Here is a 24,357-nt window from a genome sequence, read left to right on the forward strand (position 1 = left end):
TGATATTAATAATGTACTATTTTAAAAGTTGTAGTATTTCATTGCATATGATTGTAGCATTTTCTTTCTTTGAATATATGGTATTGTGATTACCATTAATTAATATTTGCGTAGCATTGGTAGAGAGGTTTGTATATTCATTATGCATATGTATCCTTTTATTTAATAATTCATCTGGATCAATACCGTTTTTACGGTATACTTCTTTGTTCATTTTAATAGCGGTAAAAATTCTAATAGGAAGCGATTTAAAATGATTGACGGCACTAGCTCTTTCTAAACTGGTATGGTATTCTTTTAATTCGTTTCTATAAGCGCTAATTAATTTTCCATTTATCAAAAAATCAGACATGCGATTATTAATCTCATTAGGAAGTCCTTCAGCAGCTAGTAATGGGCCAAAAAAATGATCATAAAGACCTACAATTCCTAAATCTCCTAAAACAGCTAATATATTATAGAGTCCTAAAACAGTTTTGAATTTAAATGATGATTTAGATGGAGCGTGTAAACGTGTAACCTGATCAGGATGAGTTGCATCAATAAAAATTAAAGCAGTTACTAATTCAGGATACAACTCAGCGAACACACGTATATAAAGTCCGCCCATAGAATGACCAGCTAATATATAAGGTGGTTTTTCTCCTGCTTTTTCGAGCAACGTTTTTAATTCTCGTGCTATAGTTTCGGGGGTTCGAGGTGAGTTACTAAGCTCACTATATCCAATTCCATCTCGATCATAGCGTACTACTCTCATACTATCTTTAAGTTCTTTGCTCAACCAATAGTAATGTTCACTAGGAACTCCACCGCCGTTTTCTATAACCAATGTTGGTTTATTACTCTGTTTGCCTGTAGCATGAATATGAAGTTTGGTATTACCTATATCAATTAATTTACCTATAGGTTTGTGAGGCTTAGAAAATAAACGAAAACCTAATCCAGCTATAACTATGAGTAACAATAAGAAACCTATAAATATGCGTAATCGCTTCAATACTTTTTTGATGATTTTTTTCATAATAAGTTCATTAATTTGAAGCAAACGTAGGTTGTGAATAAATCCTTATCTAATTATTTTGATGAAGTATTTTAAAAATAATACAGACATATTTTAATTTAAAACAGAGAAGATTGATTTAAAAAGTTTTACTGTTTGACTTAAAAATGACAGTGTTTGTCAAAAACATTATTTACAGATAGTAAGAGTATTATTTTTGTAGAGTGAAGAATTCTATTTTAAAAAAATATAAAGCATTACTATTAGGAGGGATTATTACAATAGGGTTAACTTTTCTGATTGGCAATGGTATCGGTTTTTTTATTGTTAACCCTATCTATGTATCTAACGCTGTTTATATTTTAATTAATACGGTTGCCGTTATTATTATTTGGTTACTACTTTCTTTTCTAATAAATAAGTTTAAGATATATAAAATATTAGTAGTTGTGGGAATGTTTGTAGCAACCATAATTATTGAAAATTACCTTCATATTAAAAATGGAATAATTACTGTTCCGTTGATTATTTTGTTTTGGTTAGGAATTACCTATTTTATTATACCTGAGTTTTTTAATAAGTATAAGTTATTTATTCTTACTATATACGGATTGATAATATGTTATTATTTAATTTTTAGAATATTAAACGATTATGGAACAATAGATCGTTTAGAGTTTTTTAAATACGTATTAATTCCGATTCCATTTTTTGGAGCTGTATGGCTATATGAACAATGGCGTTGGTTGCAAATGCTACGGATGGATAAGTCTAAAGCAGAATTAGCTTTACTAAAAAGCCAAATAAACCCTCATTTCTTCTTTAATACGTTGAATAATCTTTATGGATTAGTAGTTGAAAAGTCAGATGACGCACCGGAAGTGGTTTTGAAATTATCGGATATGATGCGTTATACAATTTATGAAGGAAAAGAAGAATATGTGAATTTAAGTGATGAAATCGCTTATTTACAAACGTATATTGAATTACATAAAATTCGTTACCATAAAAAAGTAATTATACAATTTGTACAAGAAATTGAAAAGGATGTTAAGATTGCACCATTGCTTTTTATTCTGTTATTAGAAAATGCTTTTAAACATGGTGTAGAAAAGCTAGCAGAAGATGCTTATATTCATTTAGAAATAAAATCTAGAGCGCAAGTAATTGAATGTATAGTAGAAAATAATTATGAAGCGAATAATTCATTTCAAAAAAAAGGAATTGGATTAGATAATTTAAGAAGACGGTTAATGCATATATACCCAAATAAACATACATTTAGAGTAGAAAAAAGAGATAATGTTTACAAAGCGTATTTAAAAATAATACTGAATTAAGAGAAGTTGTTTATGACTAATTATTGCATTGTTGATGATGAGCCTATTGCACATCGTATTATTGAAGGTTATTGTAAAGAACTTCCATATTTACAAAAAGTAGGAAGTGCTTATAATGCTTTTGAAGCCTCTCAATTAACAAGACAACAAAAAATAGATATTATTTTTTTAGATCTTAATATGCCAAAACTAACAGGTTTTGAGTGGTTAAAAACATTGGTAAATCCACCCAAAATAATTGTAACTACAGCCTATAAAGAACATGCCTTAGAAGGGTATGAATTGGATATTGTAGACTATCTTTTAAAACCATTTTCTTTTCCACGTTTTTTAAAAGCGATTCACAAGGCTATTGATATTCCTCAAGTTATTACATCAGATAAAGTAAATAATAATATTACGAATAATAGTTTTTTTATCAAAGGAGATAAAAAATACCATCAAATTCATACTCAAGATATTTTGTATGTAGAAGCCTGTGGGAATTATTCAAAAGTTTATTTAACAGAAGAAATGATTCTTACTCATGAGAAAATTTCAGTATTAGAGACTTTATTAGATAAAGAGAATTTTTTAAGAGTACACAAATCCTTTTTGGTAGCGAAAAAGAAAATAGAACTAATTCAAGGGAATCAAATTGTAATCGAAAATTATAAAATCCCTATTGGTCAGACGTATAAGGCTTTTATAAATACATTACTTAAATAAATATTAGTTGTAAATAAGGTATTTACTACGAATTTCTTTAAAATGATTTAAGCCATTTTCCCAAGATTTTTTTATATCTGACTCAGAAATTCCTTGTTCTATTTGCTCTTGTAATTTAGTCGTGCCAGCAAGTTTTGTGAAGAAAGTATTGAAAAACTCTTTCTTATTGCCTGTTTGTTCGTATGCCTTTATCAGCCAAGATAAATCCAAACTGTTTAGCGATTGTGTGTTGACTAAATTTTCACCATAACAAACCTTTCCTTTGTATTTAGGGTATTTGGCTCCTTCGTTAGGCTCAGGTTTAAAAGAAAAACCATCTTTATTTAAGAAAGGAGAACCGTAAATTTGAAACTGTAAATCAGTTCCTCTACCAGCAGAAACATTTGTCCCTTCAAAAAAACAAAGACTAGGATAAAGATTAATAGATTTATCATTTGGAAGGTTAGGAGATGGCTTAATAGGTAAGCTATATCTCGTTTGATGTGTATAATTTTTTAAAGGAATTACCTTTAAATCACATTGGATGTTACTTTGTAACCATTGTTCTCCATTAATCATTTTCCCATATTCTCCAATGGTCATTCCATATACAACAGGAACAGTGTGCATTCCTACAAAACTTTTATGTTTTAGATCTAAAACAGGTCCGTCCATATAATATCCATTAGGATTTGGACGATCTAATAAAATCACAGGAACATTATTTTCTGCACAAGCTTCCATTACATAATGTAGAGTAGATATATAAGTATAGAATCTAGCACCAACATCTTGAATATCGAATAGGACAACATCTATATTTTTTAATTGCTCTTTAGATGGTTTTTTATTTTTTCCATATAATGAAATAATAGGTAACCCTGTTTTGGTATCTATACCATCTTTAATAGTTTCACCAGCATCTGCTTTACCTCTAAAACCATGTTCAGGAGCAAAAACTTTTACAACATCAATATCTTTTGAATTATTGATATAATCTACTAGGTGAATAGCCGTAATATTAGGGTTGTATTTTGACTTTTTTTGAATAACAGAAGTTTGATTTGCTACAATTGCGACTTTTTTTCCTTTCAATAAAGGTACATATAAAGCAGTTCTATCTGCACCAGTTATTACTTTTGCATTAATAATAGTATTTTCAGTCTTGTTTAAACTAGTAGATTGCTTATTATTTACAATAGTATCTGTAACATTCTTTTGCTGAGGTATTTTAACTGTAGTCTGTTTACAGGAAGTAAGACAAAAAATGATAGATATAAACAAGAATAAATATGTACTTTTGAAAGAGTTATAAATCATTACTTTTTTGAATTACGAATTATTTGTAGCCAAACGAATTGTTACTGGCAAAGAGCATAAAAATAGTATATCATCTCCAATAATAAAAATAGCAATTTTAGCCATTGCGCTGGGAATTGCTATTATGCTAATTTCGGTTGCAGTTAGCTCAGGATTTCAGTTAAAAATACGTGAAAAAATTGCAGGATTTAAAGGGCATATACAAATCACAAATTACGATAACAATAATTCAGATGTTTCTACAGTTCCAATTTCAATTAATCAAGATTTTTACCCAAATTTTTCGGGAATTGAAGGAATTAAAAATGTACAGCCTTATATTAATAAAGGAGGAATTATTAGAACGCCAACCGATTTTCAAGGTATTGTTTTTAAGGGAGTAAATAAAGACTATGATTTTTCGTTTTTTAATGATTTTCTAGTTGAAGGAAGATTACCAAATTATGATCAGCCTAGAAATAGAGAAATTTTAATCTCTAAATCGATAGCAGATGGTTTAGGGTTCAAATTACAAGATACCATTCAAACTTGGTTTGAAAGTGCAACTACTACAGGGTTTAAAATGCGTAAACCTGTTGTTGTAGGGATTTATGAAACAGGTTTTGAAGAGTTTGATAATGCAATTATTGTTGGTGATTTAAAAGAAGTACAGCGCATTAACAAATGGAAAGAAGATGAAGTAGGGGGCTTTGAAATAATGATCGATAATTTTGATGATTTAAAAATAAAAGGAGATGAAGTATATAGTACCATAGGTAGCACATTAAATGCTACGACTGTTACAGAAAATTATCCTGCTATTTTTGATTGGATAAAGTTATTTGATAATAACGTTTGGTTTATTATTGGAATTATGATTGTAATTGCCAGTATAAATATGATTACTGCTTTGTTAGTTTTAATTTTAGAACGTATTCAAATGATTGGTGTTTTAAAAGCATTAGGGAGTTCGAATTGGGAACTTCAAAAAATCTTTTTATACAATGCTTCCTATTTAATTTTAAAAGGATTGTTCTGGGGGAATTTAATAGGGCTAGCGGTTCTATTATTTCAGAAATATTTTAAAGTAATGACATTAAACCCTGCAACATATTACGTTTCTACAGTGCCTATACATATAGACTTTTTGTATCTGTTTTTCCTTAACATAGGAACATTGTTATTATGTTTGTTAATGTTGATTATTCCTTCAATGATTGTCTCTAAAATTCACCCTTCTAGATCTATCAAATTTGAATAGCGTAAATGCTTAGAAAATAAGTGTCTGAGAGGTGGAGCTTGATGGAGGTTTAATAACGTACACTTACTAACTTAATCAGTTTGAAATTATAAGCTCTATATTGTTATTAGAGCAATTTTCTGATATATATCCTCATCAAAGCCAGAAAAATGTAATTCGATTTTTATGATCAAAATGTTTAAGAATCATTATCAAACAATAATTCTTCATATTGATTAAAAAATACGAATCATGTTTAGCTATTATTTTGTAAATTAAATGCTTATAAAGTTAAACAATTCCCTGGTTTTTCTTGTTGTTTTCAAGAACCAAATAAAATGAATTATGAAAACTCATATTGATAAAAAAGAAGATAAGAAAACGCAATCAACTACTTCTATAAAATCCCAAAAAGAAAGTAATAATTTATCTACAGCTCAATTTGTAAATAACCGGCCTGAAGCAGTTATACAAAGAAAGCTAGAGAAAATAGCAGGTAATAGTCCACAAGTAAAACAAGTAGCACAACTGCAATCTATGGTAGATAATCATACTACCCAACAGCAGTTACCCATTCAAAAGAAAAACAATACAGGCTTACCAGATAATTTAAAAACAGGAATTGAAAACCTTTCAGGTTATTCGATGGATGATATCAAAGTGCATTACAATTCCGATAAACCAGCAAAATTAAAAGCGCATGCGTATGCACAAGGAACAGATATCCATATAGCATCTGGACAGGAAAAACATTTGCCTCATGAAGCTTGGCATGTAGTACAGCAAAAACAAGGCAGGGTACAGGCAACTACCCAAATGAAAGGAATTGGAGTTAATGATAATTCTATTTTAGAAAAAGAAGCCGATGTTATGGGAAAGAAAGCTTTAAGTACTCCAAATAATAATAAAGATTTAAAAACCGTAGGAATTTCTTCTAATACTGTACAAGCTATTTCCTATTATGAATATGAAGAAGATGCACCTAGTTATAGAGGGAGTTACACAGCAGATACTTCAGCTACTATTTTTAGAAAGGAAAATGTAGATGCTGAGCGTTTGAAAGAATTTAAAAATTGGATGCAAACTAGTTTTGATTTTGATATTTATAAAAAAGGAACTGAATATTATATAGAGCGTAATGTAAATGCTCACACAGCTATTCGTGAGATTGATGATTTGGCCGAAATGCGGAATGTATATGATCATATAGAAAAATATTCAGATGGGTATGTGAAAGGATCAGATAGAACAGATGATGATATTCGTAGATGGGCTACGAATGATAGTATTATAAATGGTGTAGAGCGTCGTAAAAAGGATGATTATTGGACAATTAAAGATGGGGTAGGAGATGTTTATCGTAATTTTAAAAAATCAGGAAAGAGAGAAAAAGATTTTTTAAGTGAAGTTTTTGATCATTATGTAGGATTAATGGGAAATAGAGTCACGCCAAGAATAAATAATGAACGAATGAGCCATTATCGAGCTCGTATAGAAAATGAGGTAATTAATTATAAAGATTCATTAGGACATACTAAAGTAAATTCAGAAAAAACAATTGCAGCTCGAAAAGGATTTAATAATCAAGGCTTGTTAGATAAATATTTATATAATGTTTGGAGGAAAGACAATGAACCTGATATAGAAGAATTTGAGCAAGAAGAGATTAATACACCAACAGATAAATCTAAAGTAAGAAATACATACTTCAAGATTTGTCGTTTAGCAGGAATTGCATTAGACTGGAAAAACGAGTATTATACTAATGGGCATGGCTATGCAGGAGAACCTAATGCAGTAAAGATAGCTAAAGATATGGTGTTTAAAAACGGACAGTATAAGAATGGATCTTATTTTGTAAAGAGAAGAAATGAAGATGATAATGGCTACACATATCATAAAGTAAAAAACTTATCACATTGTTCATATTATTTTGCACAAGGAGCTAAATTTACAGTCATTACTAAATTACAGGATCCAGATAGTATTATTGGCATAGCAACACATCTTACGAGTACTTCATATCAGGTTGCAAAAACTACGGAGTTGGCAAATGGATATTTACAGATTGGAGATACTATTTTTTACGATCGCCCGAATAATGCAGGTAGTGGCATACAAGAATATAGTTATTAATTGGAGGAAAAAAACAAAGTTTCGATTCCCCTTTATTATAACAGATCAAAACTACCTTGAATATCTTGCAAAAGACATGGCTAATTAAAATTTTAGGATATGAATAATACTAAAATAAGATTATAATTTCTTAACTGAAATATTAGAATCATTTTGACGCAACCATTTTACTGTTCTTACATCTTAGAATAAAATACTATACACAATGATTCAATTTATCAAACCATTTACGATCATAACTTTTTTATTAGCAATCATTGCTATTACATCTTGTAATAACAATGATGATTTCAATTCAGGATGTAAAGAAACATTTTGTACAGAAGAATTTAGAACAATTGTAGTGTCTATAAAAGACCAGGATCAAAACCCTGTGGTTTTAGATTCTTTTGAAGTGATAAATCTTGAAAATGGAGAAAATATGACTATTTCACTTACGGTATCAGGCTTAGAAATGGCACATCGATTAGGACAATATCCTTTGGTGGATGACGGAAGTCTTGGAATGAGTGAAGAACGACAAATTCAGTTTAAAGGGTATATTAATAATGAAGAAGTGATTAGTAGGGAATATACCGTTAGTACAGATTGTTGTCATATAGATGTTGTGTCAGGAATGTTAGAATTCATACTTTAGAAAGTATATAATAAAGAAGAGTTAATTTTTTAATTTAAAGTTTTTATATAAAAGAAACATCTCATAAGTTTAGAACCTATGAGATGTTTTTGTTTATATATCCTTTTAAAAGATTATGCTTTAGAATAATGTATGGCAGCACCAATAAAATCTAAGAATAAAGGGTGCGGATTTAAAACAGTACTCTTGTATTCTGGATGATATTGAACCCCCACAAACCAAGAGTGATTTGGAAGTTCTACAACTTCCACTAAACCAGTTTTAGGATTAACACCTGTAGCTTTCATTCCAGCTGCTTCAATCTGCTCTTTATAGTTACTGTTAAACTCGTAACGATGTCTATGACGTTCGCTAATGTTTTGCTCTTTGTAAGCAACATAGGTTTTCGAATCTTCAGTTAGTTCACAATCCCATGCACCTAAACGCATTGTTCCACCCATATCTGTAATTTCTTTCTGCTCTTCCATTAAGTTAATTACAGGATGTGGCGTATTGGTATCCATTTCAGTAGAATTTGCATTCTCTAACTGTAAAACATTTCGAGCAAACTCAATAACTGCCATTTGCATTCCTAAACAAATACCTAAGAAAGGGATATTGTTTTCTCTCGCATATTTTACAGCGTCGATCTTACCTTCAATTCCACGCTCTCCAAATCCAGGAGCAACTAAAATTCCATGTAAACCTTCTAAATGCTCTGTAATATTGTCAGAAGTTAATTCCTCAGAATGAATCCAACGTACATTTACTTTTACCTCATGCGTAGAACCTGCATGGATAAAAGCTTCCGTAATCGATTTATAAGAATCATGTAACTCTACATACTTACCAATCAAACCAATTTCTATCGTTTGCTTTGGATTTTTATATTTTTTTACGAAACAATTCCATTCTTCCAAATCAGGTTGCTTTTCTGCAGACAAGCTTAGTTTTTCCAAAACAACACGATCTAATCCTTCATCAAACATTAAATTAGGAACATCATAAATTGTTTCAGCGTCTAAAGACTGTATTACATCATGTTTTTTAACATTGCAGAATAATGCTAACTTACGTTTAATATCTTCAGAAATTTCATGTTCAGACCTACATACTAAAATGTCTGGACCAATTCCACTTTGCATTAGCATCTTTACAGAATGTTGTGTTGGCTTAGTTTTTAACTCACCAGCAGCAGCTAAATAAGGAACTAAGGTTAAGTGAATCACAATAGCATTATCGTCTCCTAATTCCCATTGTAATTGTCTTACAGCTTCTATATAAGGTAACGATTCAATGTCTCCAACTGTACCACCAATTTCTGTAATTACGATATCATACTTGCCAGTATTTCCTAAAATTTTAATACGATGCTTAATTTCATCGGTAATATGTGGAATTACCTGAACAGTCTTTCCTAAAAATTCTCCTTTACGCTCTTTATTAATTACAGATTGATAAATTCTACCCGTAGTTACATTATTAGCTTGCGAAGTAGGAATGTTTAAAAAACGTTCATAATGTCCCAAGTCTAAATCCGTTTCTGCACCATCGTCAGTTACATAACATTCTCCATGTTCGTATGGATTTAATGTTCCAGGATCTATATTAATGTATGGATCTAATTTTTGAATTGTAACAGAATAGCCTCTTTCTTGTAGTAATTTGGCTAACGAAGCTGCAATAATACCTTTCCCAAGTGAAGAAGTAACGCCCCCAGTTACAAATACATATTTTGTGTTGTTCATGCTAGTGTTAGGTTTGGGCAAAAGTAATAACTAAGAAAGTTTTCGCAATAAAAAAATGATGAAAATAATGTATCTTAGGCCTAAAAAAAATATTCTTAAAAAAAAGATAAAGATGACTTGTCAAAATGAAAAACTGTTGTATATTTGCCCACGCTTTTAGCAGTCGGAATTTCACTATTAGCAAAAGATTAATTTTAGTAAGATTTAAGATTTATTCAAAATGAGTAAGAGAACCTACCAACCATCAAAGAGAAAGAGAAGAAACAAACACGGTTTCCGCGAAAGAATGGCTTCTGCTAATGGTAGAAAAGTATTAGCTAGAAGAAGAGCGAAAGGAAGAAAGAAATTAACAGTTTCTTCTGAAACAAGACCGAAAAAATAATGATTTAGAGTTGTTTATATCGAGGTGTTACTTTTATTTAGTAACACCTTTTTTTATACCCAATCAATTTTTATATTTTTATAACTGTACTAATTATAATTACAAATGCCTAAAAGAGAAGACCTAAAATCTATTTTAATTATTGGATCTGGACCTATCGTAATTGGTCAAGCATGTGAATTTGATTATTCTGGTTCGCAAGCATTACGTTCGTTACGTGAAGATGGAATTGAAACAATTTTAATAAACTCAAATCCTGCAACGATAATGACGGACCCGTCAATGGCAGATCATGTATATCTTTTACCATTGACAACAAAGTCGATAATTAAAATATTAAAAGAACACCCGCAAATTGATGCCGTATTACCAACAATGGGTGGACAAACAGCTTTAAATTTATGTATTAAAGCAGATGAAAAAGGTATTTGGGAGGATTTCGGAGTAGAAATTATCGGAGTAGATATTGATGCCATTAATATTACAGAAGATAGAGAGAAATTTAGAGAGTTAATGGGAACAATTGATGTACCTATGGCACCTCAAGCTACAGCAACTTCTTACTTAAAAGGAAAAGAAATTGCGCAAGAGTTTGGTTTCCCTTTATGTATTAGAGCATCGTTTACCTTAGGTGGAGCAGGAGCTTCTATTGTATATGATGAGGAAGAGTTTGAAAAATCATTAACAAGAGGATTAGAGATTTCTCCAATTCATGAAGTAATGATTGATAAGGCAATGATGGGATGGAAAGAATACGAATTAGAGTTATTACGTGATGATAATGATAATGTAGTAATTATCTGTTCTATTGAAAATATGGATCCAATGGGAATCCATACAGGAGATTCTATCACGGTGGCACCAGCAATGACATTATCAGATAAGACTTATCAGAAAATGCGTGATATGGCTATTAAGATGATGCGTAGTATTGGTGAATTCGCAGGAGGATGTAATGTACAGTTTGCAGTTTCTCCAGACGAAAAAGAAGATATTATTGCAATTGAAATTAACCCACGTGTATCACGTTCTTCTGCTTTAGCAAGTAAAGCAACTGGTTATCCAATTGCAAAAATTGCATCTAAATTAGCAATCGGGTATACATTAGATGAATTAGATAATCAAATTACAAAATCTACATCAGCTTTATTTGAGCCTACTTTAGATTATGTAATTGTAAAAATACCACGTTGGAACTTTGATAAATTTGAAGGTTCAGATAGAACATTAGGTTTACAAATGAAAGCTGTTGGTGAGGTAATGGGAATTGGACGTTCATTCCAAGAAGCATTACACAAAGCAACACAATCGTTAGAAATTAAGAGAAATGGAATTGGTGCAGATGGAAAGAGTTATAGAGATTATAACAAAATTATAGACAAGTTAAAATATGCTTCTTGGGATAGAGTATTTGCTATTTATGATGCAATTCAATTAGGAATTCCTTTATCTAAAATCCACGAAATCACGAAGATTGATATGTGGTTCTTAAAACAATATGATGAGTTATATCAATTAGAAAAAGAGATTTCTAAATATACAATTGATACCTTAGAAAAAGACTTGTTATTAGAGGCGAAGCAAAAAGGATATGGTGATAGACAAATAGCACATATGCTAGATTGTTTAGAGAGTCAAGTATATAAAAAGCGTGAAGAATTAGGAGTAAAGCGTGTATACAAGTTAGTAGATACTTGTGCTGCAGAATTTACAGCGAAAACACCTTACTATTATTCAACGTTTGAGCAAGAAATTGAAACTGCTGATGGAGAAAAGTATGTTGCTAACGAAAGTGTAGTTTCTGATAAAAAGAAAATCATTGTATTAGGTTCTGGGCCAAATAGAATTGGACAAGGAATTGAGTTTGATTATTGTTGTGTGCATGGAGTATATGCTGCAAAAGAATCTGGATATGAAACAATTATGATTAACTGTAATCCTGAAACAGTTTCTACAGATTTTGATACAGCAGATAAATTATACTTCGAGCCTGTTTTCTGGGAGCATATCTACGATATTATCAAGCATGAAAAACCTGAAGGAGTAATTGTTCAGTTAGGAGGGCAAACAGCGTTAAAATTAGCTGAGAAATTAGATAGATACGGAATTCCAATTATCGGAACAAGTTATAAATCGTTAGACTTAGCAGAAGATAGAGGAAGTTTTTCTACCTTATTAAAAGATAATAACATTCCTTATCCGAGATTTGGAGTAGCTACCAATGCAGATGAAGCTTTAGCTTTAGCAGATGAATTAGATTTCCCAATCTTAGTACGTCCATCTTATGTATTAGGAGGACAAGGAATGAAGATTGTAATTAATAAAGAAGAGTTATTAGAGCATGTAGTAGATTTATTACGTAAGATTCCTAATAACAAATTATTATTAGACCATTATTTAGAAGGAGCTATTGAAGCGGAAGCAGATGCAATCTGTGATGGAGAAAATGTGTACATTATTGGTATTATGGAACACATTGAACCTTGTGGAATTCACTCAGGAGATTCAAATGCAACCTTACCTCCATTCAACCTTGGAGAATTAGTAATGGAGCAAATTAGAGAGTACACTAAGAAGATTGCTTTAGAACTTAATACAGTTGGATTGATAAATATTCAGTTTGCAATTAAAGATGATAAGGTGTACATTATTGAAGCGAATCCAAGAGCTTCTCGTACAGTACCATTTATTGCAAAAGCATATAAAGAGCCATATGTGAATTATGCAACAAAAGTAATGTTACGTGAGAAAAAAGTTACTGATTTTAACTTTAAGCCAGAGTTAGAAGGATATGCAATTAAGCAACCAGTATTCTCATTTAACAAATTCCCTAATGTAAATAAGAAACTAGGACCAGAAATGAAGAGTACAGGAGAGAGCATCTTATTTATAGATAGTTTAAGAGACGATGAGTTTTATGATTTATACTCAAGACGTAAAATGTATTTGAGTAAATAATATGTAATCATACACGATAAAATTGAATACCCGAAGGATTTGCCTTCGGGTATTTTTATTAGGAACAATTTAACGACTTTGCAAAGCGATTTTTTTTAGTTTTAACACTCCATTAAATTCCGCTAACAGAACTAATGAAAATAAAAGAACTCCTCAATATCCCGTTACCCTTATTCAACACTAGACAAGAAAAATGGCAATACATTATTAGTAGTACCTTGTTTTTTGTGTTTTTTCTATTGGTATATAGACCTTTTGGAATTTTAGATAAATCGCATGCTCATGGACATAGTGTTACTAGGTATATCATGATTGTTTTGATTTTTGCGATGATTATTTTTTCCATTTTAACCTTAAGTCAATTTATATTTCGAGAGCGGTTCTTTGTGGAAAATAGAACGATAAAATACTTTATAAAATGGTTTCTTATTGATGTATTGCTTATTATTTGCTTTGCAACTTTTATGGTATTATTAATCTTTAGTGAAAAAATATATTCAGTAGAGGGGTTTTTAAGTAAAATCATTCTTAGATCTATTGGTATGTACTTTAATATCTCAGTAGTGCTGTTGTATCCAGTAATGGGAACTCTTATTTATAATTATATAAAACAATTGCATAATGATAAAAAGGAAATTGAAAATGATTTAGAACTAATGAATAATCATTATAAGATTGCATCGGGAAATGATGATTTAGTTCAGATTGTAGATGAAAACAATGAGTGTAAACTAACAGTTCCTATGAATGCTATTTACGCTATGGAATCACAGAATCAATACGTATCTATTCAGTATTTGAAAAATGAAAAACTGTGCAAACAAATTATACGAACTAGGTTTTCTAAAATTTTAAAAGAACTAGAAGAAATCCCTTCGATTATAAAATGTCATCGTTCATATGCTGTAAATTTGATTAATATAGAAACGTTAAAGAATATCAATCAGAAACCCACATTGATTTTAGGAACGTTTGAATCTATAAAAGTACCTGTTTCTAAAACTTATTTAAAAGACGTTAAAACTAAACTTTCGTTGTATTAGGATAGTTTTCAAGCCAATGAATTTCAGCGCCTTGTAACACTAAGTTCAGCTATTAAAAGAAGTTTATCTTCGTTTTCTTTTCGAGTTTTTTGTCAAGGTTAAAGAATCCTTAGGAAGTACTTTTAACAATGTTGAAACTGTTTTTTTAGTAGAATTGTACTAAATAATCATTTTATAAACATAAAATAACAATCATTTAAATACCAAATATTTAAAACAAAAAATATTGTAAATTCTTTCATAAATATTTATTAATTAATTTTTTACCTCCCAAAACATGAAAGAAAAATTACTTCTTACCTTATTAATGGCGAGTACTATTTTATGTGCTCAAAACAATAATTTTTGGAAAAAAGAAAACGTTAGAAACAAAATAGCTAGAGCGAGAAAAAATACACTTCAAAAAAAACTACCCGACAAAAACATTTATAGTTTAGATTTTGAAAGGTTTAAACAAGCGTTAAAGAATGTCCCTGTAAGAAATTCAGGAAAAACATCAAATGTAATTGTTGCATTCCCTAATTCAGCAGGAGTATTAGAAAATTACCGTATTACAGAAACTCCAGTTTTACATCTAGAACTTGCAGCAAAGTATCCTAATATTAAATCCTATTCAGGAGTTGGTATAGATAACCCTTTAGATAAAATTAGATTTAGCGTATCTTCCAAAGGATTGCAAAGTATGCGATTGAGTATAAATAAACCCACTATTTTTATAGAGCCTTATGCTACAAATTCACACAGATACAGTATTTACAAAAAATTCGATAAACCTAAAGAAATAGAAGGTTTTGAATGTGATATACATCCTCATGAAAATAGAAAATTAAAAAGGAACTCTGTCTCCTTAAAAAATGCGAATGACGGAATTTTAAGAACCTATCGTATCGCTGTTTCTTCAACAGGTGAATACACTGCATACCATGGAGGAACCAAAGAAGATGCGTTAGCTGCCATCAATGCAACGATAACAAGAGTAAATGAAATTTTTGAAAGGGATTTTAATATTACCATGGTTATCATAGCAAATAATGATGATGTTATTTATACTGATGGAGCTACAGATCCTTATTCTTCTAGGTATAACTATAATCAAGAACTACAAACAACTTTGACGAATACTATTGGTGAAGCGAATTATGATATTGGACATTTATTTGTAAAAGATGGAGATTATGGTAATGCAGGATGTATCGGTTGTGTTTGTATTGATGGAAAAAAAGGAAGTGGTTTTAGCTCTAAAAACGTTCCTGAAGGTGATTCTTTTGTCGATCTTGTGGCACATGAAATGGGACATCAATTTGGTGCAAATCATACATTTAGTTATAGAAACGAAGGAACAGATGTACACATGGAGCCAGGTAGTGGTTCAACTATAATGAGTTATGCTGGTACGCTGTTTAGTTTAGATGTACAATCGAATAGAGATCTGTATTTTCATGCTGCTAGTATCGAACAAGTTACTGATTATATAAAGACTACTTCTTGTCAGGTTGATACTGCAACTGGAAATACAGCTCCTGTTGTAAATGCTGGTAATGACTTTACGATTCCTAAAGGAACTCCATTTGCATTAACCGGTGTAGCCACAGATAAAGATACTGATGATATATTGACTTATTGTTGGGAACAAATAGATGAGAATGACGCAGCTACTACACGTCCAAATGAATATACAAATTCTGGAGTAGCCTTTAGATCTTATAAACCAACTAAGAATCCTACAAGATATTTCCCTAGACTTGAAACTATACAGGAAGGTAAAACCTCATGGCAATGGGAAGCTATTCCATACGTAAGTAGAGACTTAAATTTTAGATTAACTGTTAGAGATAACAGGATTGGTGGAGGTACAAATGCAAGCGATGATGTAAAAATTACTGTTAATGCAGATGCTGGTCCATTTGTAATTACTAATATGAACTCAAACTCCATAAAGATTGTAGGTGATACAGAGACCATTACTTGGGATGTAGCGGGAACAACTGCTAATAATATTAACGCGCAAACGGTAGATATTTTATTATCTACAGATGGAGGAAATACTTTTCCTATAGTTTTAGCTAACGAAGTCCCTAATAATGGTTCATATAATATTACAATTCCTAATATATTAGGTAATAAGAATAGAATTATGGTCAAAGCAAGCCATCATATTTTCTTTGATATTACTGATAGTAATTTTATTATTGGAGACCTCCAACCTTGTACAGATAAAGTTCCAATAAATTTACTAGCAAATAATATTGCAAAATCAAAAGCAGACATTAGTTGGAATGAAGTAAAAGGAGGTTCTTATATCTATGCGTATAAAAAAGCAACAGATACTACTTGGAATACAAACAACACACTGTTATCCAATACTACAATTTCTAATTTAGAACCAGCAACTATCTATGAATTTAAAGTAAAAAGTGTTTGTCCCAACAATAGTACCTCTAACTTTAGTGAAACTATTAGTTTTAGAACAAGTTTGCAATATTGTGGAGCCAATAGTTTTTATGCAGGTCTTGGATATATACGTAATGTAACATTAAATACGATGAATAATACTTCATCTAGCAAAACATATAATGATTTTACAGATATTTCTACGACAATTACAAAAGGTTTCGAAGAAACCATTAGTATTACTCCTATCTTTTCAGATATTTATCCTATCGAAATGGCACATGGAGTTTGGATTGATTATAACCAAAATGGTGTATTTACAGATCCAGGAGAATTGGTTTGGAGCCAAGAAGCTTCTACGGAATCTCCTGTTAAAGGTACTTTTAAGGTGCCTACATCAGCAAAATTAGGAAATACCACTATGCGAATTATTTTAAAAAGAGATTTCATTCCAAATCCATGTGATGTTTTTAGTCTTGGAGAAGTAGAAGATTATACAGTAATCATTGTTGAACCAGATACAGAAGCACCAGTTTTAACCTTATTAGGTGAAAGTGAAGTAACTATTATTTTAGGTGATACTTATACGGATACTGGAGCAACTGCAATAGATAATGTAGATGGTGATATCAGTGAAAATATTACAATAGCTGGTACTGTAGATACAAATACAATAGGTTCTTACGCTTTGGTTTATAATGTAACTGATAAAGCTGGAAATATTGCTAAGTCTATCACTAGAACTGTTCACGTAAACTTAGAAGGTTGTCAAAATGGTATAGACAGCTATCCTTATACTGAATCATTTGAAACCTCATTTGGGTTATGGACGCAAGATATTAATGATGATATTGATTGGAAAAGAAGACAAGGGATAACTTTAACTCCAGATACTGGACCTAATGCAGCATATCAAGGTCGTTACTATACATATGTAGATGCTTCTAAGCAAGGTATTGGACATCCATTCAAAAAAGCAACGTTATATTCGCCTTGTTTTAGCTTATACGGAATAACGAATGCTACTGTTTCTTTTGCATATCATATGTATGGAGATCCAGATATAGGAAGTCTAAATCTAGAACTTAGCGATGATGATGGTCAAACTTGGAAGAAGATTTGGAAAGCTACATCAGATAGTAAATTTAATATTTGGAAAACAGCCTCTGTAAATTTAGATCAGTATGTAAATAAGGGAATCCGTTTCCGTTTTAACCGTAAAACAGGTGCTAGTAAAAGAGCAGATGTAGCTATTGATGCTTTTAAGTTATCTGCAATTAATTATAATGATTTTCCTGTTTTAACTTTACAAGGAGCTAAAGAAATTGAAGTAAATGTAGGTGATACTTACACAGATAATGGTGCTACTGCCACTGATACTACTGATGGAGATATTAGTGAGAATATTGTTATAACCGGTAATGTAGATACTAGAAAAATAGGAACATATATCTTAACTTATAATGTTACAGACAGCGATGGTAATTTAGCGAAACCTATTACTAGAACTATTAAGGTTAAAATGATTGAGTGTTCTAATAGCGTTTCTAACTTTCCATATAAAGAATCTTTTGATCTGTCTTTTAATTCATGGGTACAAGAGCCTAATGATGATCTTGATTGGATAAGAACAAGTGAAGAAACGTTAACTCGCGATACTGGCCCATCTGCTGCATACGAAGGCACACATTATATGTATGTAAGCGCAGCAGAAAAAGGAATAGGATATCCCTTTAAGAAAGCTATAATATATTCTCCATGCTTTGATTTATCTGTTGTTCAAAATGCTACAGTTTCTTTTGTCTATCATATGTATGGAGCACCTAACTTAGGAGATTTAAAATTAAATATAAGCGAAGATGGAGGAAATACTTGGGCCACAATTTGGCATCAATCAGGTGATAAAGGAAATGCATGGAAATATACTTCTGTAAGTTTAGCCAATTATGTAGGTAAAACTATTCGTTTCTCTTTTGTTCGTAGAACAGGTAATACATTAAGAGGAGATGTTGCTATTGATAAATTTGAAATAAAAACAGAAAACAACAATGTGGTATCAGAAAGTAAAGTACTACTAAACCAAAGAGAAAATGAATCAGGCTTTGGTATTTATCCTAATCCAACAGACCAATTCCTTTACATAATTACCCCTTCTGCTACTGCAAGAGGAATAAATTATGTGATTTATAATTATCTCGGTCAAGAAGTTAAAAAGGGAATAGCTATAAATTATATCGACATTAGCGATTTAAAGGTATCAGTTTATACGCTACAGTTGAAGAGAAAAGGTGAAACAAAAAATCTAAAGTTTATAAAGAAATAATAATAAACTAATAATATAAAAGAGATTGCCTTTTTAGGCAGTCTCTTTTAATAAGAAAATATATATCAAAAGAGTTTCCAATCTTTTTTGTCGTAACTTAATATACATCCATTCTCTTTAAATTTTTGCGTTGTACACATCTTAAAAAAAAGTTAACACAATACGTTTCACACCAAAAAATGTTTTTTCGCACCAATCATAGTAAAACTAGCTAACACAGCTGCATTCTTCTCGTTAATTTTGAAGAAAAATAATTCAGAATTTTATGAGAAAATACATTTTGTACGTCCTATTGTTAACCTCGTTCTTTGGGTTTTCACAAGAGAAATTTACAATTAGTGGAACTTTAAAAGACAAAGCTAATGGTGAAACTTTAGTAGGAGCAACAGTTATAGTAAATAATATGAATTTAGGTGTGTCAACGAATGAATACGGGTTTTATTCATTAACACTTAAAGAAGGAACGTATACACTTCAAATCTCATATTTAGGTTATGTAGCTATTGAAAAACAAATAGATCTTAATAAAAACGTACAACTCAATTTTGAATTACAAGAAGATGCTTCAGAATTAGAGGAAGTAGTCATAACCACAAAAGGATTAAAAAAGACAAATTTACGCACACCTCAAATGAGTGTAACGCAATTATCTACAAAAACAATAAAGCAAATTCCTGCAGTAATGGGAGAAGTAGATATTATAAAATCTATTCAATTACTACCTGGAGTTACCAATGCAGGAGAAGGAGCATCAGGATTTAATGTGCGTGGAGGAGCAGAAGATCAGAATTTAATATTATTAGATGAAGCTATAATTTACAACTCGTCACATTTATTTGGTTTCTTTTCGGTTTTTAATAGCGATGCTATTAAAGATATTAAACTATACAAAGGAGGAATTCCAGCACAATTTGGTGGACGTATTTCTTCAGTATTAGATATTCGTCAAAAAGAAGGAAATAGTAAACAATTAGCGCTTACTGGAGGTATTGGAGCTATTTCGAGTAGACTTACCTTAGAAGCTCCTTTATTTGATGGAGATGGCTCTTTTTTAATTGCAGGAAGAGCTTCGTACGCACATTTGTTTTTAAAATTAACAGATAACGAGAATAGTGCTAAATTTTATGATCTAAATTTTAAATCGAATTACAAAATCGATGAAAAAAACAGGATTTTCTTATCGGGTTATTCTGGCCAAGACGATTTTAGTTTGGCTGAAAACTTTACGAATTCCTATGGAAATATATCAGCAAACTTACGTTGGAATCATATTTTTAACGATAAGTTGTTTGCGAATACTTCATTAATCTATAGTAGATATAATTATGGATTACAGATAAATAGTGTTGGTTTAGATTGGAAATCGAGTATTAATAATTACAATCTAAAATACGATGTAAGTTATTATGCCAATGATAAACTGAAATTTAACTTTGGAGCAAGTGGTATCTATTACCAGTTTGATCCAGGAGATTTAAATCCGTTGAATGATTCTTCACCTATTAACCCAAGAAAATTAGATAATAAGTTTGCCGTAGAAGGAGGGTTGTATGGGAGTTTAGAGCATAAAATTAGTGATAAATTAACGGCTATGTATGGACTTCGCTATAGTACTTTTCATCGTTTAGGAAGCCAAACATTAAATCAATATCAAAACAATTTACCAGTAGTATATAATCCAACATTAGGAATTTATGAACGAGCAGAGCCAATAGGAGAAACCAGCTATGGTAGTGGAAGTACCATTTCTTTCTTTGATAATTTAGAGCCACGATTTGCGCTTTCGTACCAGTTAAATGAAAATAGCTCTGTAAAAGGAAGTTATAACAGAACAGCACAATATTTACATTTAATTTCAAATACAACATCGGCAACGCCATTAGATGTATGGGCACCAAGTGGAGAATTTATAAAACCACAGTTAGCAGATCAGTATGCAGTTGGATATTTTAGAAACTTTAAAGATGGAGAGTATTCTTTTGAAGTAGAGACCTATTATAAAACTGTAGCTAATCGAGTAGATTATATAGATGGAGCAGATTTAATCGCTCAAAATACAATTGAACGTGAGATTTTGATCGGAGAAATGCGTTCGTATGGAGCAGAATTTTTGTTAAGAAAAAATAGTGGGAATTTTACAGGGTGGTTGTCATATACGTTATCTAGAGCAGAACAGAGAACACCAGGAAACGCTTCAGGAGGACTGGGAATTAATCAAGGAAATTGGTACAGTACTGCTTTTGATAGAACACATGATATTTCGTTAACAGGAAACTATAAATTGAATGAAAAGTGGAGTTTTGGAGGGAATTTTGTATTCCAAACAGGAAGACCTGTTACAAATCCAAATGGCCAATTTCAGTATGAAGGATTGTCTGTACCAACATATAGCGAACGAAATGCAGATCGATTACCAGCTTATCATCGTTTAGATATTTCTGCAACACTTACACCAAGAAAAAATAAAAACAGGAAATGGAAAGGCGAGTGGGTGTTTAGTATATATAATTTATATAACAGAAGTAATGCTGCCTCTATTAGTTTTGAACAAAATACAACAACAGGAGTTAACGAGGCAACGCAAACTACAATTTTCGGAATTATCCCTTCCGTAAGCTATAATTTTAAATTTTAAGAAAATGAAAAAATCAATTATAAAATTCATACTGGTATTCGTAAGTGTAGGATTTTTTACAGGATGTACAGAAGTGGTAGATGTTGATTTAGCCAATGGAGGTAATCGTTTGGTAGTTGAAGCTTCTATTTTATGGGAAAAAGGAACTGTTGGAAATGAACAAACCATTAAACTAAGTACTTCTACACCTTATTTTTCAGAAAATCAGAATACACCTGTAGTTAATGCAACGGTACAAGTGACAAATACAGATACAGGTGAAGTCTTTGTATTTACAAATCAAAATAATGGAGAATACACCACAACTACATTCAATCCAATTTTAAATAACGAATATGCATTAGAAGTAGTGTATAATGGAAATACGTATAGAGGAACAGAAATATTTATTCCTGTTACAGATATCACAAAAGTAGAACAAGAAACAAGAACAACTTTTGGAGGCTCAGAAGAATTGCAGGTTAAAGTATTTTTTAATGATGAAGAAAGTGAAACCAATTTTTACTTAGGAAGATTTAAAGCATCTAACATACCAATTCCAGATTTAGAAGCGAGAGATGATGAGTTTATCAATGGAAACGAAAGTTTTATTCAATACAGAGATGAAGATTTAGAAGTTGGAAGTATTGTTGCAATTAGTTTGCAAGGTATTTCAAGACAATACTTTAATTATATCGATTTATTAATAGAGCAGTTAGGACAAGGAGGACCTTTTCAAAGTACACCAGCACGTTTAAGAGGAAACTGTATCAATGTCAATAATTCTAATGAAGAAGTATTCGGTTATTTTCGATTAAGTGAGATTGTTAACGAAAATTATACGATTAACTAATTGATATGAAGCTATAATATTAAAACCGAAGACATTATTTCTTCGGTTTTTTTAACAAAAAATTAACCTGTTGCATATGCAACTAAATTAAGCTTTTAATCTAATTTTGCATCTTATATAAAGTGATGCATATGGACATAGAGAAAACATTAGTGCCTTGGATGGGGAAGACAATGAAAATGATAGATAATCATATTCAGGATGTGTTTTATGAAAAGAATATAAGCTTAACTAAAACCCAGTGGATACTTTTAAAGAAGTTAGAAGAAAAGAATGGAGTGCCGCAACAAGAATTAGCTTTTTTAACAGGAAGAGATAAGACTTCATTGACTCGACTAGTAAACACAATGGAGAAAAAAAGTTTAGTAGCAAGAATACCATGTAAATCAGATAAACGAATAAACCGTATTTATTTAACTAAAAAAGGAGAACTTCTTTTAAAAGAAACATCTCCCATTATGGAGCATTTTGCAAAATCATTACAAGAAAATATTTCAGAAGAAGAAATAGCAAAAGCAATAGAAATAATTAAAAGAGTACAAGAAAATTTAATAACACAATCAGCTAAAAAGTTGTAGTAACAACTAAAAAGTAAACCATGAGAAAACTAATCATTGTAGGAGTAGGGATATTAGTATTAGGAGGTGCAGCATTATTATCTAATTATCTAAAGAATAGTAAAAAAGAACCAGAGCAAAAAGTAACTAAAATTGAAAAAACTGTCTTTGTAGAAACAGTTGCCAACAAAGAAATTCCAATTACAATTACAGCAAATGGAAACTTGGTGGCCAAAAACAAAGTAGACTTGTACTCAGAGGTACAAGGTGTTTTACAAACAGCAAGAAAAGATTTTAGAGTAGGTACATCATATTCAAAAGGACAAACATTATTACGAATTAATAGTCAAGAATTATATGCATCTATTCAGTCTCAACGAAGCACATTACAAAATTTAATCGCTTCTATAATGCCAGATATTAGATTAGACTACCCTGCATCTTTTCAAAAATGGGATACGTATTTAAAAAACTTTGACATTAACAAAACAGTACCACCATTACCAGAGCCAACTTCAGACAAAGAAAAATACTTTATTACAGGAAAAAATATTTACACAACGTATTACAATATTAAAAACCAAGAAGTCCGATTAGGAAAATACAATATTAGAGCGCCTTTTAAAGGAGTTTTAACCGAAGCTTTAGTAACGAATGGAACTTTGGTAAGAGCAGGGCAAAAATTAGGAGAATTTATAGACACTTCGGTGTTTGAATTACCATTGTCTGTAAATGGAATGCTAGCAGATGTTTTACAAGTAGGAAAAGAAGTAATGTTACATAACCTAGAAAAAACAAAAACATGGACAGGTAAAGTAGCAAGAATAAATGGAAAAATAGACCAAACATCGCAAACAGTACAAGTTTTTGTAGAAGTGAAAGGAAAAGATCTACGTGAAGGAATGTATTTAGAAGCAAATGTACCTACCCAAACTGTTACAAACGCTATTGAGATTAATAGAAAATTATTAGTCGAGAATAAGTCGGTATACATTGTACAGGATAAAGCATTAAATCTTGTGGCAATTACTCCAGTTCATTTTAATGAAAGTACAGTTGTGATTAAAGGCTTAAAAAACGGAACGCAATTAGTTTCTAAACCTTTATCAGGAGCTTATGTTGGAATGCCCGTAAAAATATTTACTGAAGCAACAAATGCTAAAAAATAGA

General features: G+C 30.9%; 16 protein-coding genes. 13 read left to right on the plus strand and 3 right to left on the minus strand.

The window, feature by feature from the left end:
* Positions 1 to 16 precede the first annotated feature (16 nt).
* Positions 17 to 1,021, minus strand: a complete 1,005-nt coding sequence (locus tag ACKTTC_RS01275) for an alpha/beta fold hydrolase (protein ID WP_408037536.1) — start codon at positions 1,019 to 1,021, stop codon at positions 17 to 19.
* Positions 1,022 to 1,224: 203 nt separating this feature from the next.
* Between ACKTTC_RS01275 and ACKTTC_RS01280 the strand changes: the two genes are divergently transcribed.
* On the plus strand, positions 1,225 to 2,340 hold the full coding sequence (locus ACKTTC_RS01280; protein ID WP_408037537.1) for a sensor histidine kinase: 1,116 nt from the start codon (positions 1,225 to 1,227) through the stop codon (positions 2,338 to 2,340).
* A 12-nt stretch (positions 2,341 to 2,352) separates the two neighbouring features.
* Positions 2,353 to 3,048 carry a LytR/AlgR family response regulator transcription factor gene (locus ACKTTC_RS01285; protein ID WP_408037539.1) on the plus strand — a complete coding sequence of 232 codons (696 nt, stop codon included), beginning with the start codon at positions 2,353 to 2,355 and terminating at the stop codon, positions 3,046 to 3,048.
* Between the two features lie 3 nt (positions 3,049 to 3,051).
* On the opposite strand, the gene ACKTTC_RS01290 is transcribed toward ACKTTC_RS01285, so the two are convergent.
* Positions 3,052 to 4,347 carry an exo-beta-N-acetylmuramidase NamZ family protein gene (locus ACKTTC_RS01290; RefSeq protein ID WP_408037541.1) on the minus strand — a complete coding sequence of 432 codons (1,296 nt, stop codon included), beginning with the start codon at positions 4,345 to 4,347 and terminating at the stop codon, positions 3,052 to 3,054.
* Positions 4,348 to 4,354: 7 nt separating this feature from the next.
* On the opposite strand from ACKTTC_RS01290, the gene ACKTTC_RS01295 reads away from it, so the two are divergent.
* The 3 genes from ACKTTC_RS01295 to ACKTTC_RS01305 all read left to right on the plus strand — a co-directional run bounded on the left by ACKTTC_RS01295 (position 4,355) and on the right by ACKTTC_RS01305 (position 8,339).
* Entirely contained in the window at positions 4,355 to 5,587 is a 1,233-nt protein-coding gene (locus tag ACKTTC_RS01295) for an ABC transporter permease (RefSeq protein WP_408037542.1), read from the plus strand.
* 324 nt (positions 5,588 to 5,911) lie between these two features.
* Positions 5,912 to 7,702 carry an eCIS core domain-containing protein gene (locus ACKTTC_RS01300; protein WP_408037544.1) on the plus strand — a complete coding sequence of 597 codons (1,791 nt, stop codon included), beginning with the start codon at positions 5,912 to 5,914 and terminating at the stop codon, positions 7,700 to 7,702.
* 205 nt (positions 7,703 to 7,907) lie between these two features.
* Positions 7,908 to 8,339 (plus strand): hypothetical protein, encoded by a 432-nt coding sequence (locus ACKTTC_RS01305; RefSeq protein ID WP_408037546.1) that lies wholly within the window; start codon positions 7,908 to 7,910, stop codon positions 8,337 to 8,339.
* A gap of 113 nt (positions 8,340 to 8,452) precedes the next feature.
* Here the strand turns inward: ACKTTC_RS01305 and ACKTTC_RS01310 are convergent, their stop codons facing one another.
* Entirely contained in the window at positions 8,453 to 10,066 is a 1,614-nt protein-coding gene (locus ACKTTC_RS01310) for a CTP synthase (protein WP_408037547.1), read from the minus strand.
* A gap of 220 nt (positions 10,067 to 10,286) precedes the next feature.
* Here ACKTTC_RS01310 and rpmH point away from each other — a divergent pair, with 220 nt between their 5' ends.
* The 8 genes from rpmH to ACKTTC_RS01350 all read left to right on the plus strand — a co-directional run bounded on the left by rpmH (position 10,287) and on the right by ACKTTC_RS01350 (position 24,356).
* Entirely contained in the window at positions 10,287 to 10,448 is a 162-nt protein-coding gene (gene rpmH / locus ACKTTC_RS01315; RefSeq protein ID WP_408037548.1) for a 50S ribosomal protein L34, read from the plus strand.
* 105 nt (positions 10,449 to 10,553) lie between these two features.
* The gene (gene carB / locus ACKTTC_RS01320) at positions 10,554 to 13,406 is read left to right on the plus strand and encodes a carbamoyl-phosphate synthase large subunit (protein WP_408037550.1); all 2,853 of its coding nucleotides are present in this window, start codon (positions 10,554 to 10,556) and stop codon (positions 13,404 to 13,406) included.
* A gap of 134 nt (positions 13,407 to 13,540) precedes the next feature.
* The gene (locus ACKTTC_RS01325) at positions 13,541 to 14,449 is read left to right on the plus strand and encodes a LytTR family transcriptional regulator DNA-binding domain-containing protein (RefSeq protein ID WP_408037551.1); all 909 of its coding nucleotides are present in this window, start codon (positions 13,541 to 13,543) and stop codon (positions 14,447 to 14,449) included.
* A 277-nt stretch (positions 14,450 to 14,726) separates the two neighbouring features.
* Positions 14,727 to 19,163 carry a reprolysin-like metallopeptidase gene (locus ACKTTC_RS01330; RefSeq protein ID WP_408037553.1) on the plus strand — a complete coding sequence of 1,479 codons (4,437 nt, stop codon included), beginning with the start codon at positions 14,727 to 14,729 and terminating at the stop codon, positions 19,161 to 19,163.
* A 265-nt stretch (positions 19,164 to 19,428) separates the two neighbouring features.
* Positions 19,429 to 21,798 (plus strand): TonB-dependent receptor, encoded by a 2,370-nt coding sequence (locus tag ACKTTC_RS01335; protein ID WP_408037554.1) that lies wholly within the window; start codon positions 19,429 to 19,431, stop codon positions 21,796 to 21,798.
* Positions 21,799 to 21,802: 4 nt separating this feature from the next.
* On the plus strand, positions 21,803 to 22,630 hold the full coding sequence (locus ACKTTC_RS01340) for a DUF4249 domain-containing protein (protein ID WP_408037555.1): 828 nt from the start codon (positions 21,803 to 21,805) through the stop codon (positions 22,628 to 22,630).
* Positions 22,631 to 22,761: 131 nt separating this feature from the next.
* The gene (locus ACKTTC_RS01345; protein ID WP_408037557.1) at positions 22,762 to 23,208 is read left to right on the plus strand and encodes a MarR family winged helix-turn-helix transcriptional regulator; all 447 of its coding nucleotides are present in this window, start codon (positions 22,762 to 22,764) and stop codon (positions 23,206 to 23,208) included.
* A 20-nt stretch (positions 23,209 to 23,228) separates the two neighbouring features.
* Positions 23,229 to 24,356 (plus strand): efflux RND transporter periplasmic adaptor subunit, encoded by a 1,128-nt coding sequence (locus ACKTTC_RS01350; protein ID WP_408037559.1) that lies wholly within the window; start codon positions 23,229 to 23,231, stop codon positions 24,354 to 24,356.
* Position 24,357: the final 1 nt, after the last annotated feature.

Source organism: Tenacibaculum amylolyticum, from assembly GCF_964511145.1.
Classification (GTDB): Bacteria; Bacteroidota; Bacteroidia; order Flavobacteriales; family Flavobacteriaceae; genus Polaribacter; species Polaribacter amylolyticum.

Bases quoted from the DNA above. Each gene is read 5' to 3' on its own strand.
- ACKTTC_RS01275 (WP_408037536.1), bottom strand. From the start codon at position 1,021: ATGAAAAAAATCATCAAAAAAGTATTGAAGCGATTACGCATATTTATA.
- ACKTTC_RS01285 (WP_408037539.1), top strand. From the start codon at position 2,353: ATGACTAATTATTGCATTGTTGATGATGAGCCTATTGCACATCGTATT.
- ACKTTC_RS01290 (WP_408037541.1), bottom strand. From the start codon at position 4,347: ATGATTTATAACTCTTTCAAAAGTACATATTTATTCTTGTTTATATCT.
- ACKTTC_RS01300 (WP_408037544.1), top strand. From the start codon at position 5,912: ATGAAAACTCATATTGATAAAAAAGAAGATAAGAAAACGCAATCAACT.
- ACKTTC_RS01305 (WP_408037546.1), top strand. From the start codon at position 7,908: ATGATTCAATTTATCAAACCATTTACGATCATAACTTTTTTATTAGCA.
- ACKTTC_RS01310 (WP_408037547.1), bottom strand. From the start codon at position 10,066: ATGAACAACACAAAATATGTATTTGTAACTGGGGGCGTTACTTCTTCA.
- rpmH (WP_408037548.1), top strand. From the start codon at position 10,287: ATGAGTAAGAGAACCTACCAACCATCAAAGAGAAAGAGAAGAAACAAA.
- carB (WP_408037550.1), top strand. From the start codon at position 10,554: ATGCCTAAAAGAGAAGACCTAAAATCTATTTTAATTATTGGATCTGGA.
- ACKTTC_RS01325 (WP_408037551.1), top strand. From the start codon at position 13,541: ATGAAAATAAAAGAACTCCTCAATATCCCGTTACCCTTATTCAACACT.
- ACKTTC_RS01330 (WP_408037553.1), top strand. From the start codon at position 14,727: ATGAAAGAAAAATTACTTCTTACCTTATTAATGGCGAGTACTATTTTA.
- ACKTTC_RS01335 (WP_408037554.1), top strand. From the start codon at position 19,429: ATGAGAAAATACATTTTGTACGTCCTATTGTTAACCTCGTTCTTTGGG.
- ACKTTC_RS01340 (WP_408037555.1), top strand. From the start codon at position 21,803: ATGAAAAAATCAATTATAAAATTCATACTGGTATTCGTAAGTGTAGGA.
- ACKTTC_RS01345 (WP_408037557.1), top strand. From the start codon at position 22,762: ATGGACATAGAGAAAACATTAGTGCCTTGGATGGGGAAGACAATGAAA.
- ACKTTC_RS01350 (WP_408037559.1), top strand. From the start codon at position 23,229: ATGAGAAAACTAATCATTGTAGGAGTAGGGATATTAGTATTAGGAGGT.